Annotated in this window: 10 protein-coding genes and 1 pseudogene; 4 read left to right on the top strand and 7 right to left on the bottom strand. The window is 59.2% G+C overall.

Annotated elements, in window-relative coordinates; all coding sequences use genetic code 11:
* Nucleotides 1-71 precede the first annotated feature (71 nt).
* On the top strand, nt 72-1,052 hold the full coding sequence (locus JX613_RS11340; RefSeq protein WP_207101579.1) for a hypothetical protein: 981 nt from the start codon (nt 72-74) through the stop codon (nt 1,050-1,052).
* Between the two features lie 92 nt (nt 1,053-1,144).
* Here the strand turns inward: JX613_RS11340 and JX613_RS11335 are convergent, their stop codons facing one another.
* Nucleotides 1,145-1,900: an ABC transporter permease gene (locus JX613_RS11335; RefSeq protein WP_207101578.1), complete on the bottom strand. Its 756-nt coding sequence runs from the start codon at nt 1,898-1,900 to the stop codon at nt 1,145-1,147.
* Between the two features lie 451 nt (nt 1,901-2,351).
* Here JX613_RS11335 and JX613_RS11330 point away from each other — a divergent pair, with 451 nt between their 5' ends.
* Nucleotides 2,352-3,551 (top strand): KpsE/RkpR family capsule polysaccharide export protein, encoded by a 1,200-nt coding sequence (locus JX613_RS11330; RefSeq protein WP_207101577.1) that lies wholly within the window; start codon nt 2,352-2,354, stop codon nt 3,549-3,551.
* A 6-nt stretch (nt 3,552-3,557) separates the two neighbouring features.
* Nucleotides 3,558-4,223 carry an ABC transporter ATP-binding protein gene (locus tag JX613_RS11325; protein WP_207101576.1) on the top strand — a complete coding sequence of 222 codons (666 nt, stop codon included), beginning with the start codon at nt 3,558-3,560 and terminating at the stop codon, nt 4,221-4,223.
* Between the two features lie 312 nt (nt 4,224-4,535).
* On the opposite strand, the gene JX613_RS11320 is transcribed toward JX613_RS11325, so the two are convergent.
* The 5 genes from JX613_RS11320 to JX613_RS11300 all read right to left on the bottom strand — a co-directional run bounded on the left by JX613_RS11320 (nt 4,536) and on the right by JX613_RS11300 (nt 9,982).
* Nucleotides 4,536-5,795: a death domain-containing protein gene (locus tag JX613_RS11320; protein WP_207101575.1), complete on the bottom strand. Its 1,260-nt coding sequence runs from the start codon at nt 5,793-5,795 to the stop codon at nt 4,536-4,538.
* Between the two features lie 35 nt (nt 5,796-5,830).
* Nucleotides 5,831-7,360 carry a stealth conserved region 3 domain-containing protein gene (locus JX613_RS11315; protein WP_207101574.1) on the bottom strand — a complete coding sequence of 510 codons (1,530 nt, stop codon included), beginning with the start codon at nt 7,358-7,360 and terminating at the stop codon, nt 5,831-5,833.
* 138 nt (nt 7,361-7,498) lie between these two features.
* Entirely contained in the window at nt 7,499-8,161 is a 663-nt protein-coding gene (locus tag JX613_RS11310; RefSeq protein ID WP_207101573.1) for a sulfotransferase family 2 domain-containing protein, read from the bottom strand.
* 82 nt (nt 8,162-8,243) lie between these two features.
* Nucleotides 8,244-8,996: a hypothetical protein gene (locus JX613_RS11305; RefSeq protein ID WP_207101572.1), complete on the bottom strand. Its 753-nt coding sequence runs from the start codon at nt 8,994-8,996 to the stop codon at nt 8,244-8,246.
* Nucleotides 8,954-9,982, bottom strand: coding sequence for a GSCFA domain-containing protein (locus JX613_RS11300; RefSeq protein WP_336512298.1), 1,029 nt, complete (start codon nt 9,980-9,982; stop codon nt 8,954-8,956). Before JX613_RS11300 ends, JX613_RS11305 begins: the two co-directional genes overlap by 43 nt.
* A 495-nt stretch (nt 9,983-10,477) precedes the next feature.
* Between JX613_RS11300 and tnpC the strand changes: the two are divergent.
* Nucleotides 10,478-11,116, top strand: a pseudogene (tnpC, locus tag JX613_RS11295) (IS66 family transposase); the annotation flags it as partial.
* 308 nt (nt 11,117-11,424) lie between these two features.
* Here the strand turns inward: tnpC and JX613_RS11290 are convergent.
* The gene (locus tag JX613_RS11290; protein WP_207101570.1) at nt 11,425-14,145 is read right to left on the bottom strand and encodes a bifunctional glycosyltransferase/CDP-glycerol:glycerophosphate glycerophosphotransferase; all 2,721 of its coding nucleotides are present in this window, start codon (nt 14,143-14,145) and stop codon (nt 11,425-11,427) included.
* Nucleotides 14,146-14,463 lie beyond the last annotated feature (318 nt).

Below are 14,463 nucleotides of genomic sequence, written 5' to 3'. Positions count from 1 at the left end.
GACCCCCAGAGGATATTTAGGGTCCAAAGCAGGAGCTTGGTTCTTCGGCAGATCTGCATTAGGGTGCGGATATGCGTGGATCCGGGCTTTCCTGGCAAGACTTCGATGAGGGCGAAACCGCCCTGCCCCGGCCTGCCGACTGGCTGGCGGCGCAGTCGGCGCTGGCCGTGGACTTGGCCGGAGCCGCGCTGTCGGTCGGGCGGCTGGAGGCGCGGCTGGCCCTGATGGATCAGGGGGCCCGCGCGGGCGCCACCCGCCGCCTGGCCCTGATCGAGATCGAGGACATGCTGCGCGCCCAGGGCACCCCCCTGTCGCGCGAGGAGATCGGCCTTGACGCCATGGCCGCCCGCGCCGGGACCGACCTGGGGGCCATGGCGCAGGCCCGCTGGGCGCTGCGGCGGCTGGAAGGGCAATCCGACCCTGCCCGGCTGCGCGATTTCCTGGCGCTTCACCGGGCCGAGGACCAGGCGGATCCGGCCTGGTCGGAACGCCCCGTCGGCACCGCCTTCGACGCGGCGGCCGCGGATTTCGGCGAGGCGATGGAGGGGCTGGCGGCCCTGCATCCCCTGGCCCGCGCGCCTGCGGCGCGGATGCTGTGGCGGCTGGCCGATCTGTCGCCCGAGGGGGCCGCGATCGAGGGCGCGGTCTGGGCCGCCCGCGACATGGCCCGCGCCACGCCGGGCCTGGTCTTTGTGCCCCTGGGCCGCCACGGCCGGGCGATCTGGGCCGATGGCGGGCCGCCCGAACGGCGCCTGTCGCGCCACCTGGCCGCCGTGACCCAGGGCGCAGGCGATGCCGGCCGGATGCTGGACCGCATCGCCGATTGGGCCGGGGCCGCGCGCGAGGCCACGGCAACGATCAAGGGCCAGAACCCCGCCCGCATCATCGCGGCCCTGGCCGCCCATCCGGTCCTGCACACCGCCCAGGTCGAGGAACTGGCCGGGATCAGCCGCGACACGGCGGAACGGCTGCTGTCGCGGATGCGCCGGATGGGGCTGGTGCGCGAGATCACCGGCGCGCGGCGCTTCAGGCTGTGGGCGGCGGGGCTGTAAAGCTTTTCAGTGCAAAGCGATCTTGTAACATTGCCGGCAACACGGTCACCGGAAACGGCTTTCTTTGCCTGTCCAGGACTTCTTCACCTCGTTCACCATTCGAACAGGATTTCCCGGTGATAGCGCAGCAGCAATGCGGTGCCGATCACCCAGAGAACCAGGCCCACGGAAAACACATAGACCGGACTGATGTAGTCGCCCGGATAGGTCAGGTAAAAACCCTTCCGCATCTGGCCCACCACATGGATCAGAGGGTTCCACCAAAGATAGTCGTCATAGGGATGGGGCACGTCGTCATACATGAACAGCACGCAGGACACGATCATCAGCGGCCGGTTCACGATAATCCAGAGCGATTGCCATTCGGGAAGGGCCGCGAACAGGAAGGCGTTCACCGACCCCACGCCAAGCGCCAGCACGAAGGCCATCCCGTAGGCCAGGGCGATCTGGCCGATCTGCGGATTTGTCCGTGTTTCCTCGATCCCCAGGAGGATCGAGAACAGGATATAGCCGACCAGAAGCCCCGTAATGCTGTTCACAAGCGCGCGAGAAATGATCGCATCGGTCACGGTGATGGCCGGATAGCTGAGCAAGGGCTTCGAGAACGAGATTGAACTAGCGACCGCGGCGCTCAGGGTTCCATAGAACATGAACGGCATCAGACCCGTCGCATAGAAAACGGCAAAGCTGGTGCCGATGGGCGGTGTCCGCAAGGCGACCGAGAAGATCAGCGTCAACAGGACGATGCCTGCAATGGGTTCCAGGATCACCCAGAGATAGCCGCCTACTCTTTTGCCATAGGTGGAAGACACTTCCCGCATGATCAGCGCCCCGACGGTGCGGGCCATGGGGAAGCTGACCCCGGTTCCAGGCTGCTGCTGAAAGGCAGGAGGCTGTGATCTCAGGTGGCGAAATGCCATGCGACTGTCCTTGACGCGGGTGAATCTGGCTCTGGAGGCTTGTGGCGATTGTCTTTAGATACCTATCCTCTGGACCTGCCAGATAAGCCGATGCAATGCCCATGACCAGAGAAAGATCCCCGCGATGAACGACGGACAGTTCGACACCGGAACAGGGCCGGAAAGCGGGAATGCCCGGTCGGATGCCGAGACCACGGATCGGGGCCCGGTCGGTGTGAAGGCAGGCAGGGCCGGGCAAAAGGCAAACACCAGGAAGTCCCTTTCGATGATACCCGCGCCAGCGCCAGCAGACGAGGTTCAGGACGACCCTGATGCAACCGCCGTGGCAAAGGTCGCACAAGCCAAGGCATTGCAGGCCAGGAAGCTACGTCGGGCCAAGATGCTGAGGGCGTTGAACAAATCCGAACTTACGCCCGTCCAGCCCCGGTGGGCTGCCGGGCATGGGAAGGCATTCCCGGCAGCCTTTCCCGAACTGCCCGCCGCGACCCCCAAGCCGCGGCACTGGCTTGTTCTGTTCAGCTTCCTGCTGATCGTGGCTTTGCCCACCCTGGGCACTGCCTGGTATCTGTGGGGACGCGCTGCGGATCAGTACGCTTCCTATGTCGGCTTTCTTGTCCGCAGCGAACAGAACGACAGTGCCCTGGACGCGTTGAGCGGCTTGACCAAGCTGGCCCAGAATTCCGGTTCGGATACGGACATCCTCTACAAGTTCATCCAGAGCCAGTCACTGGTCGAGGAGGTCGCCAAGAAAGTCGATCTGGCAGCGATCTGGTCCAAGCATCCCGAAGATGTCATGTTCAGCTATGACGGCAGTCCGCAGATCGAGGATCTGGTCCGTCACTGGAACCGGATGGTGAAGATCTATTACGACGAGGGGATGCTGGACCTGCGGATCCTTGCCTATGATCCGGCGGATGCCAAGCTGATCGCGGATGTCATTCTTGCCGAAAGCCAGAAACGGCTGGACGAGATCAATGCCGTGGCACGGCAGGATTCCATGAAATATGCGCGCGAGGATCTGGATCTGGCCATCGAGCGGCTGAAGCAAGCCCGGCAGGCCGTCAGCGCCTTCCGCAGCAAGAACCAGATCATCGACCCGAACTCGGCCACGGTGGAGCAGGCCGGGATCGTGGCGACCTTGCAGCAGCAGCTGGCCGAGGCCCTGGTGCAACTGGACATGCTGCGGGTCAATGCCCCCGAAGGAGATCCGCGGATCGTCCAAGGCGAATTACGGGTAAACTCCATCCGCGAACAGATCCGGGAACAGCGCAACAAGGTCGGCACAGACCAGATCGAGGCGGCGGCCCTTGCCGAAATCGTTAGCCAGTTCGAAGCCATCCAGGTCGATCGCCAGTTTGCCGAGGAATCCTATACGGCAGCCCTGGCGGCCTATGATTCAGCCCGTGCCTCGGCCGAGCGGCGGGCTCTATATCTGGCGGCCTATGTCCGCCCGACCCTTGCGACCATGGCGGAATACCCCCACCGCATCCGTTTCCTGGTGGTCGTGTCGGGCTTTCTGCTGCTGATATGGCTGCTGGGCACCATGTTCTATTATGGATCCCGGGATCGGCGCCGGTAAGGACTCATGATCAAGCTGGAAAATCTGACCAAGATTTATCGGCTGAACGGCCGGAAGAAGGTCATTGCTGACAATATCACGGCCGTCTTTCCAACCGGAGAGGCGGTCGCCCTGCTGGGTCGGAACGGAGCAGGCAAATCCTCGCTTCTGCGGATGATGGCCGGCAGCATGTTGCCCACATCGGGACGGATCCTGTCCACCGGGCGCATCTCGTGGCCGGTGGGTTTTGCCGGCGCCTTTCACAAGGAACTGTCGGGCGAGCAGAACGTCCGCTTTCTTGCACGCGTCTATGGTCTGGACACCGATGCGGTCAGCGATTTCGTCCAGAATTTCGCCGGCCTGGGGCAGCATTACTATCTGCCATTCCGCACCTATTCATCCGGGATGCGCTCGCGCCTGGCATTCGGGGCATCCATGGCGGTGCCCTTCGACACCTACCTGATCGACGAGGTCACGGCCGTCGGCGATGCCAGCTTCCGCAAGAAAAGTACCGAGCTTTTGAAGCAAAGGCTGTGCACGTCTTCGGCGATCGTCGTGTCCCACAGTCTTGGCACACTCAAGCGCATCTGCCAGTCCGGGGCAGTTCTGGAAAATGGCAAGCTTTACTACTACAACGACATCGACGACGCGATTGCGCACCACAGTGCCAACATGGAGGCGGCGGAGTCCTGAAGGGATCCGGCCCGCCTAGCTGCGCCGCTGCATGGCGATCGTCAGGCTTGACAGACTAGGCGGGACGCGCCGGCAGAACCGCAGACCCGCAGAAAGCCAGAAAGCCCCCGCGCGCCAGGACGGCGCAGGGATTTTCGCTATCCGCCGCCGGGCGCGGCTGCCTGACGGGGGCTTTCGCGGTCTGGCGCCGTGCTGATTGCGCAGGAAATCGTTGATTTCTTCAGGAGAAGGACGGGGCATGGCAGCATCCTGAGGAACATGCGACTGACCTTCTGCATAGATCCTGTTCGTAAGGACCAGGAAACAGCCCTGTTAAGCTTTCGTGATATTTCGTCCCGGAACGGCTTTCGGGTTCATCTGCCTGTCTTCATGGGCTCGGACCATCAGCCGCAGCTTTTCCTCGCTGCCCCGGATCATGCGGCTGTAGCGCCGGTTGCTGAAGCGCCATATCGACGATCTAAGCCTGTCATCATGCCCCGCCAGGAATGGCAGGGTGGTGACCACTTCCAGGCTGCCGGTCTTTTCGAGATAGCGGTCAATTGTCAGGCCAGAGGCTGAACTCCACGAGGCAAGGCGCAAGAGCGCATTCCTGCTGTACAGGCCGAAGACCATGCCCACACAGCGGTTCAGGTGGACGAATGTCTCACCATTCCGCCGCACCACCCGTGTGACTGCGTAATCCGGGCCGATATCGGTGATCAGGCCCGAAAACACATCCCAGTCACAACTGTCCAGATAGGCCTGGATGCGGGTAAGGCGATCTTCGAAGTCGAGCGGAAGCTCGACATCGTCCTCGGTGAACAAGGCGCGGTCCAAGCCCTGGTCCAGGCAGGCTTGTGCCATCATCCGAAAGCTTTCCCCCGTTCCGATCCAGCCGGGATTTCGCCTGATCCCATCGAACAGGATGAAATTCTTCAGCCCCCTGGACAGAAAGCTTTGCCGGCGCCCGGCTGTTTCCGGAAGCCCGACACAGATCCGGGGACGCCCGGGCAGGTTCTGCAGGTCCGAAAAATGATGCCAGGACGATGCCGCCGCTGAACCATGCTGCAAGGCCAGAAGACAGCGCGTCATGCCCTCGTGAAGGCGTTGCCGATCCTTCAGGAAGAATATCCTTTCCAGCGCAATCCCCCTGTCGGCCAGTGCGGAAATCCCGGACGCGCAGGCGGTCAACACCACACGGCATCGCCTGGCAAGTGCGGTCATCCTGTCCAGATCCGGCGGTTCGGTGCCTGCCAGGATGTCCTTGTCCGTGACATGCGCGATGTCTGGCCAGTCGGGGCCGAGATGGATCACCTCTGCGGCCCCGGGGGCATCATCCGGGGCGATTGCAATCCCGAAATCCCGCAAGGCCCGTTCGACCTGTTCCCGTTCATCCGCCTCCCCGCCGCGGATCCTGACCGGCCCTCGAATCGGGGATGGCAGGGCCGGACGCCGCCAGAAAGGCTTCGGATAGCGGATGCGGTCATACATTCCCATGCCGCCTTCCTGACGCAGGATGGCAAGAAGACGGCGAAGCAGGCCGTTCCCTTCACGCAACTTGTCCGGTTTATTGCCGGAGGGCTTGCCGCTCATGTGCGCCGGACCGCCATTCGTCTGCTCAAGGTCCGTTACCGTTCCCAATCGGCCTTCATCGGATAGAATGTTTTCAGGAAATCCAGAACGCTGTCGTGCCAGTCCCAGCTTGGCGTCCCCGACCCGCCTTCGTTGATGCAGATCGTCTCGATATCTTGGTTCATCGCATTGGACAGCCTGTTCTTCCAGCGGACATCCAACTGCTTTACCAAGGCCATCTTGATCTTGGTATCGGTGGCCCTTCCCGTATTCATCGCATAGTGATGATAAAGAAACGACGTCATGTTCAGGTCGCTGGGCATCCGGAAGCGGTTCCGACGGAAGGCATGGAATTCCCGGGACCAACGATCCTCGATTTCCTGAAGCACATCGCGGCGAAGGGCAAATGCCGTGTGGTTGTGCAGTCGCGTGGGAAACACGCCGAATGCCTGATGGATAAGCCGGGCAGAGTTCCGCGATGCATTGAGGTAATCCGGATCACCGATGCGCACCGGACCCGAAACCATTCCGTAGCCTTCCAGGAACGATCGCGAGAGGCCACCGGCATCAAAGAAGAAATCCTTGCCAAGGGGTTTTGCGATAAAGACATCGTCGTTCAGGTAGATGAACTGATCGGCCAGATCAGGGATGCGATGCAGAAAGCTTTCGATCACATGCGACGAAAAGGTCGGCAGGTATTCTTCCGGAATGACTTGGGAATGATCCACCCAGGCAATCCTGGGATTCTGTTCCTTCAGCCAATCCGGGACCGCGCAGTTGGTAAAAACGTGAATCTTGCGGACCCAGGGCAGGTTCTTCGCAACCGAGCGCAGCGAGAAGCGCAATTCATCGATCGAATGAAACCGGGAAATCGCCTTTGCGTCGTCGCTGACATGATCGTCGATATGGGCCGGATCCCGCCCGTCTGCTGCCGACTTGTGGTCCTGGTAAAGACGGACCCAGTCGGGATCCTTGTGGTTGACCCATGTATAGACCACATCTACCGGCCGTTCCTCGGCACGAATGTCCAGCGGCGGACCCGGCAGGATCTCGGACAGGGGATGCAAGCCCGGCTGCAAGAGGATGTCGGAATAGAGCGCCCGCGCCAGGCGATTGTTGGCATTGCCCGAAATCCAGACCCCATCGGTCCGCAAGGCATAGCTTTCGATCGTTAGGCTGGCTTCTTCCAGGCCAGGTCCGGGAAAGGTGAAAACGACATTCGGTTCCCGCAGGGCAGCTTGCCGTTCGGACGAGCTTGTCAGTCTGACCGTCTTCCCGGCGGACATCAGCTTTCCCGAAGCGACGCTCAGCTGCAACCGCACCAAGGCACGCAGGAAATCCGTATCGGAAATTCCGATCCAGATGTTTCCGGGATTGTCGCGAAGGACCAGCACGCCAGTCTCCTCGGCCAGCATGTCCAGCAGGGAACGAGGATCGACCGGCGCGGCCTTTACCGGTCCGTTCCGTGTCGTGTCCACCGCCCGCAGTTCGCTGACCAGGCGGCGGGACTTGCGATGCACAATGGTCCTTGCCGCTTCCTTCAACAGACCGGGATGGGCAATCGCGACCAGGGAATAATCCCACATGATGCGAGTCGTGCTTATCGCTTTTGAAAGATAGAGGCGTGGCGACAAAGGCATGAAAGGCTTTCCGGGGTATGAAGATGAGATCCGTCTCGATGAGAGCGTTTGTTGTCCGTTAAAATGCGCACAAGGGCGCTTGGATTAGAGGCTGGGCGGGCTGTAGAAGCGCGACAGCATCTTGTAATCCTTGCGATAGAAATCCAGCAGCTTCCCGAGCGATCTTTCGCTAAGATCCGAGACCGTGAATTTCGGCCCTCCGCTTTGTTCGCGTGGCAGGACGATCTGACTTCCGCAGCGTTCGGACATGAATGCCTCGAACTCGGGAACTTGCGAGGTATCATACACCCGTTTGATCTTGGGAAAGATGTCGCCCACGATTTTTTCCTGAGGCGCGATATGGTTCTTCATATAGGACGAGACACTGCAATAGAATTCCAGGTTCTGCACGAATTCTTCTAGCGAAGGCTGCAACGGATGGCCTGCCGCCAGGATCCTGGCAGAGGCACCCCCCACCGTTTCCAAGACCTTCATATGAACGATGCGGTTGCCATAGGCAGACAGAAAGCGTTTTATCGGATCCCGGACGATCACGATCGATTCATAGGCATCAAAGATTTGCTGCCATTCTTCCTTGGTCTGCGTCGGATAATACTTATGGACATGCCCCCAAAGCCCGTATTTCTTCTTGGCCGTACGGAATGGCATGCCGACATCCAGAAGATAGAAAAGGTGCTTGGCGGAGGTGCTGCAGTTTTTCGCCATCGGAAAGAAAACGACGCGATGCTTGTGGCTAACGATTGCCATTCATTATCCTCTGATTTGGCAGAACAGGCGAGATAGCCATATCCCCGGAAGTTTCCGCTTTGCCGAAAGGCTGGGCCTGCCTTTAGTGCAGCCGATCCACGTAGGCCCCTATCTCCTCGAGGACCAGTTTTCCATAGGCTTCGTTCGCATGATGATCATCTTGCGGGTCGTGGTGATCGAAGGACAATGCCGTCATCCCCTTGTCCGTGATCGTGGCCGCCGGCTGGGGGATGACATCTATTCCCGCCTCGGCCAGCATGGTGCGAACCCTGTCGCGATAGGCCGCATCCACATGGCGGATGACATCCAGCCTTTTCCGGCTCAGATAGCTGGCATTGGCGAAGAACCGCGGCGCCTCGATCACGGCGGTTCGTGGCCAGATCCGCGCAAGATTCCTGACCATGTTCAGTGCATGGATGCTGTCGCCGTCGATCATCGCCTCGACCATTTGGTCAGACAGCGCAAATTCGGCTTGTGCAAGGTGCCAGGGGGCATAGGTTTCCCATGAATAATCCCGCAAGATCCGTGAGGTGTTCAGGGGCAGCGAGACGGCAAGAACCGTATCGGAACCCATGGCGCCGATCGTTTCCCTTGAAAACACCCGGTCAACCCAAACCCTTGATGCGGTCCGCAGCGTCAGCGTGGCCGCATCGAAGGCATGGCATTTCCTGCGCAGCGCGGCCCCCTTCCCCAGGGGCCAGAAGACGAAGCGGTTCCTGCGGCCTTCGGGGAGCAGGTCCAGGCCGCGCCGGATCGGCCCCAGATGGGAATCACCCGTAATGATGACGGGCTTCATTTCTGCCTGCCGAAAACGTCCAGCAATTCCTCGTCGCATTTCACGTCGTCCGCCGAGGCGGGTTCGGGATCCCCCCGCCGGGACTTGCGCTGTGCGGGAACGGTTCCGGGCGCGGCAGCCCCCTTCTTGTCCAGGCCCGCGAAGAAGCAGTTCATCACATGTCCGACGCCATGGCCGTTGACGCTGCGCAGGTTCGGTTCAAAGAACATGCCGCGGAACACCGGGGAATTGATGATTTCGTAGGACGGGAAGTAGCTGACGCCCTTGACGCTTGCAGCCACGTTGCCCGCGACCGCGCGCAGGATCGACTTGGATTCCATCGTCGCCACCAGGACGTGATTGCCGGAATTGGTGGCCGTCAGCGGTACGGGGGAAACCGTCAGAAGGATCCTCGGCCCCTTTTCGCGGCCCTGCCGGATCAGCGAGATTGCCTTCAAGAGGTTTTCCCGGACAAAGCCGTAGTCCTGGTTGCGGAACACATGCCGGTCCGCATCGAAGGTGCCGGCATGGGTGCCCGGGCACATGGGATATTCGAATCCGCCCTCCGCATCCCACCAGCTTTCCGTCAGGCCAAGGGTGAAGACCAGCAGGCTGCACTGCATGATCGAATCCCGGAACGCCGCGATGCAGGTCTGCCGCGACCGGATCATCTCATTGACGGAACCGAACCCGCCGGGTTCGATGCTGGGCCGGAAGGGGTCATGGATCCGGCCTTCCTTTTCCCAATGGATCGCGGGCGGCACAGATTTTTCCATCGCCCATTCCACCCATTGCCGCAGCAACGATGTCGTATAGATGTTGCCGGTCCGGGACGAGAAGACGCCATAGTTGAAGTGGCGTGCGGTTTCCTCTGCGACGCCCGAAGGGGCAGGTTCCGCGTTCATCCAGGTATAGCCACGCGCCACCAGGGCCTTGCTGAAATGCTGCGCAAAGCAGGAACCATAGGTGGCAATCCGTGTCTTCGGCAGGATCGGGAAGGGAGCCTTCCACAAGCCGCTGATATCCAGCATGTGCTTCTTGGCCACGGCAGGAGACCAGAACGCCTCCTGAGGAAGAATGTCATACGGATTCATATGCCTTCTACTCGCTCGAACAGCTTTGGGATCATGCAAATGCTTCAGCCAGTTCGCATTCGCCGCCAGAGCCTGTAGACGCAGTAGGACTAGCGGGGAAGATCGGATTGGGCAAGGCTGTATAAGGTTCCGCAAACCGGCCGATGCGCCCATGCAGGCAGCAAATTGCTGAAGACTCACCGCAGCGATCGTCAGTACCTACGTATGCATCCGCCGGGGGCCGTCTGACCGACCCACCCGGTTGCCTGTAAGAGCATGAAGCTATGACAGATCATAGCTTCATATGCCAAGTAGAGGTTCTTTCGGTCACGGATACTGGCCGGCGGCGGTGAACCGACGCCGAGAAGGTTCGAATCGTGGAGGAGAGCTACGCGGCGCCGCGGATGGCTGCGGCAACGGCACGACGCTACGAGATCTCTCGTTCGCTTCTCACACGGTGCCATTCGCGCGGGGCAGGCTGCAGAAAAGGCGACGAAGGTCCGTGCTTTCGACCGGCGCAAGCCCGTCCGCAAGGCGTTCCCCGAGCATCTGCTGCGCGAACGGGTGGTGGTCGAGGCGCCGACGGCCTGCGCCTGCTGCGGGTCGGACCGGATCAAGAAGGTGGGCGAGGATATCACCGAGACGCTGGAGGTAGTGCAGCGGCAGTGGAAGGTGATGCAGACCGTCCGCGAGAAGTTCACCTGCCGAGATTGCGAGAAGATCTCGCAGCCGACCGCTCCATTCCACTCGGTTCCGCGGGGATGGGCGGGGCCGAGCCTCCTGGCCATAATCGTGTTCGAGAAGTTCGGACAGCACCAACCGCTGAACCGCCAGGCCGAACGCTATGCCCGCGAGGGCGTGGAACTCAGCCTCTCCATGCTCGCCGACCAGGTTGGCGCGGTGACCGAGTTGCTGGAGCCGCTGTATACACTGATCGAAGCCCATGTCATGGCCGCAGAGCGGTTACATGTCGATGATACGACGGTCCCGCTGCTGGCCCGGGGCGGCACGAAGACGGCCCGTCTCTGGACCTATGTCCGTGATGATCGGCCTTTTGGCGGCACCGTCCCGCCGGCACTGGCCTTCCGCCTCTCCCGCGACCGCAGCGGTGAACAAGGGCCCCAGCAGCGCCAGCGCCACGTCGAACAGCCGCTTGCGCCGGGGCAAGGGCTTGCTGATGGGGGCATGGCCGTCGACCACGAACCAGGCCATCTCTCGTTCTTTCCGGGCGGTAGCATATCAAGGGAAGCATGGAAACCGCCCCTGCGGCAATCCGCCGAATGACTTGCGCGACCATGGCAAGAGGAACACTGGAGAGACTGCCCAGCGTGATGGCCCGCTTGCAGGCGGGGCAGGCCGGGGCGTTGCGCGAAACAGCCCGGGCGGTGGAACCGAGCCGACAGCCGTCCCATCCGTCAGCCGAAGTATCTGGCCGCCTTCTGCGTCACAGATCGTTCCGCGCCGGTCTTCAGCAAGGCCAGGGGTGCGACTTGGGTTGTGTAAAGAGGCGACAGCGCAGGACGCGGTTCAAAGAGGCGTTCGATGGCCGTACAAACCCGTTCGCAGCACCCGCCATCCCGGAACGGAAAGGCATTGTCGCGCCGCTCGGCATAGACGGGGTTTTCACGGCCAGACAGCGCGTCTTCCAGACACGCGATCACATCTTTCGGCTTCTGGACAACAGGCCCGAAACCATCCCGCTCGAACGAGAAATAGCCGGGTTTGCAGATATGCTCTCCTGCAAAGAACTCATGGAAATCAAACTGGAAATAGACTACTGGGCGCTGCAGGTATGCCACCTCCATCAGGGCGGAGGAATAATCCGTCACCGCAACGCGGGCACGCGAAAGCAAGTTCTGATAGGAAACGCCATTGCGGACATCGACCGTTTCGACCCAGGCTGGCAAATTCATATCTTCAAGATACATGGCCATGTTGGGGTGCGGAGCGAAAACCACCTTCATTCCGTGCTTTTCAGCAAGCTGTCGCAGCGAATCCGAATCCAGGACTGCCGACCAGCTGCGGGCAAAGAGGCTGCCGGTGAAATCATCCTGCTTGGTCCGGCGCATTCCCGTGACCTCGCCCTCTACCGTCAGATACTTTCGCCAGGTCGGCATGACCAGAATGGTGTCCGCCGCAGCATGTCTTGACTTGTCAACCAAGCTGTCGTGGCGGGGAAGCCCGCTAAAGAGAACCTCCCGTTTTGTAAAGACATAGGGGCTGCCGCTGTCAGAAATGTGGGCTTCTTCCGACGGCATCGAGGTCACAAACAGACGTATGGGCTTGCGGTTAAGCCAAGCCGACAAATCGTTCATGGAAATTCCATGCTGGAGGAACACGAATTCATACCTGGCAAGATCTGCGAAGTCGCCTCGAGAAACCGGCCAAAGGACATAATGATCGGCATGAGAGGAAATCAGCACTGCGGCATTCATTTGAGCTGCAATATGATCATCGGAACCAAAGGGCAGCAATCTGAAACCCTCTTTCTCTAGACGGATCCAATCCTTTGAATCGCGGTCCAGAACGAACCAGGCATTCCCGTCCCTGCCCGTCCGCATCATGTGCCGATACAGATGTTCCGCATTGTCATCGGCACGATCATCGCGATCCATTAGGACCATGCAATCGCGATATTTTTCCTGATTGGCTATGACATGGTTTCGAAGCCGCGAAGTTTCTTCACTGTGATTATGAGGGACAGGTTTCCTTAATGCATTGCGAAGCGTCAACCAGTCAGCCTCGTGACCGATCGACCTACCGCCGCGTCGGATACGGCAAGGACTATCCTCGACGCTGAAGGATATCGTGTCTCCGTCATTGAAGGAAACCCAGAAAAAATTTTGTGTGAAATAATTGATTCCCAAGAACTCTGATGACTTTTTGCTAGGAAATTGTGCTTTTACCTCTCGATCGTTGACCAAAGGCTGAACTGTAAAATCATCAAGACCTCCGGTGAAGTAGGAGAACTGCATGATGCCCGCAGCGGAGTCGTTCTTTTCCACATAGATCGCAGTGCTGTCACGCCTCTGATCCTTGAAGAGAGACAAGAGGGCTACCCTGTGTTCTTCCGTGCATCCAGCAAGTTCGAAACTCTTGATAACATCAGCATCTATGTAGGTGAAAACTTCCCTCATTAGGCGCAAAAACCTGTCCCGATCCTCCCTGTCGAGAAAATTGGCACGCTCTTCATGATTGACCAGATGGCGGAAGGACCAGAAGACTTCATAGAGGCAGGTCCTCTGGATGAATCTAGGAACAGTGCCAAGGTTTTCCTGGGAATGCTTCAGTAGATCAAGGATGCCATGTTCATATTTGTCTATGAACCAGGCACGCTGTGCCCTAGCGGTATCCACCTGAGATGTCTTGTTGAGCCTTTTCCTGTAGTAATATCTTGCACTCGGCACAAAGCTTACGGTGCGTTGTGGCGAAAGAACAAAAAGCTTGTTCATGAAATGAGCGTCTTCAAAAGAAGGCCTCACCCTTTTCTCAAACTTCAATCCATGGCTTATCACAGTCTCACGGTGCAACCAGATCGTGGCACCCGACAGATGGATGAAGTTTCCCAGATTGCTGGTCGATTTCCTGACAGTCTTGGACGCAAACTTATATTTCAGAGGATGAGAGTCCGAAAAAATATCCTGATCTTCAAAATAAAAAATCATGTTGGAGCATACGGCCAGAAGTGGCTTCTTATGCTCCCGTTCGATTTCCTTCAGCATCTTCCTGAAATAGTTCTCATCCAAAAAATCATCAGGATCTGGAAATCCAACCCATGTCCCCTTTGCCAGAGCCAAGCCGGTGTTCCGCGCAGATGATGCACCCGCATTTTCCTGATAGACATAGCGCAGATGCTTGGGATAGCGCGCCTGCCATTCCTTGACGATCTCGGCGCTGCGATCGGTCGAGCCATCGTCAACGACGATCACCTCAAAGCTTTTTAAAAGCGATGTCTGAGTAAAGACGCTGTCTAGAAAGCGGTCGATATAGGCTTCGACATTATAGGTCGGAACTACCAGCGACAGGCGCAAGGTCCGTTCCAGCTTGGCAGGACTTTTCCTAGCGGGCAGAGGCGCCTGTTTTTTCACGCGCAGGCCGAGCCTTTGCGCAATCTTTCTGCCTGTCTGCTTCAGCATCGTTCTGCTCTGTCATGGTTCCGGGAGGTGTGCCTGTCTTAGTGAAAGCGCCCCAAAGTTCAATCCGTCTTGTCCTTCTTTTCATGAATTGTGTGACATGGGTCGACACGCATCAATGCGGATCGTCGAAAGACTGGCCTTGGCCCTTTTTCTTTGTCATGAGCTTCCAGGGCTGTCATCATGGCCACGGTTTCGACCTCTTGTGTCCACTTGCTGAACCAAATCTTGTTTGCTGGTCTAGGTCACCGACTCATAAGTTCTTAGCCAGATGCGCAGGGATGCGAGTTGGACGGCTGCGAGGAAGTTGTCATCCCGTTT

The organism is Paracoccus shandongensis (assembly GCF_017315735.1).
Taxonomy (GTDB): Bacteria; Pseudomonadota; Alphaproteobacteria; order Rhodobacterales; family Rhodobacteraceae; genus Paracoccus; species Paracoccus shandongensis.
The sequence above is the reverse complement of the archived record's forward strand: the minus strand, read 5'-3'. Positions and strand labels throughout refer to the sequence as shown.

Excerpts from the sequence above, each read along its gene's own strand:
- JX613_RS11340 (WP_207101579.1), top strand. The coding sequence starts at position 72 with ATGCGTGGATCCGGGCTTTCCTGGCAAGACTTCGATGAGGGCGAAACC.
- JX613_RS11335 (WP_207101578.1), bottom strand. The coding sequence starts at position 1,900 with ATGGCCCGCACCGTCGGGGCGCTGATCATGCGGGAAGTGTCTTCCACC.
- JX613_RS11330 (WP_207101577.1), top strand. The coding sequence starts at position 2,352 with ATGCTGAGGGCGTTGAACAAATCCGAACTTACGCCCGTCCAGCCCCGG.
- JX613_RS11325 (WP_207101576.1), top strand. The coding sequence starts at position 3,558 with ATGATCAAGCTGGAAAATCTGACCAAGATTTATCGGCTGAACGGCCGG.
- JX613_RS11320 (WP_207101575.1), bottom strand. The coding sequence starts at position 5,795 with ATGAGCGGCAAGCCCTCCGGCAATAAACCGGACAAGTTGCGTGAAGGG.
- JX613_RS11315 (WP_207101574.1), bottom strand. The coding sequence starts at position 7,360 with ATGTGGGATTATTCCCTGGTCGCGATTGCCCATCCCGGTCTGTTGAAG.
- JX613_RS11310 (WP_207101573.1), bottom strand. The coding sequence starts at position 8,161 with ATGGCAATCGTTAGCCACAAGCATCGCGTCGTTTTCTTTCCGATGGCG.
- JX613_RS11305 (WP_207101572.1), bottom strand. The coding sequence starts at position 8,996 with ATGCGACGAGGAATTGCTGGACGTTTTCGGCAGGCAGAAATGAAGCCC.
- JX613_RS11290 (WP_207101570.1), bottom strand. The coding sequence starts at position 14,145 with ATGCTGAAGCAGACAGGCAGAAAGATTGCGCAAAGGCTCGGCCTGCGC.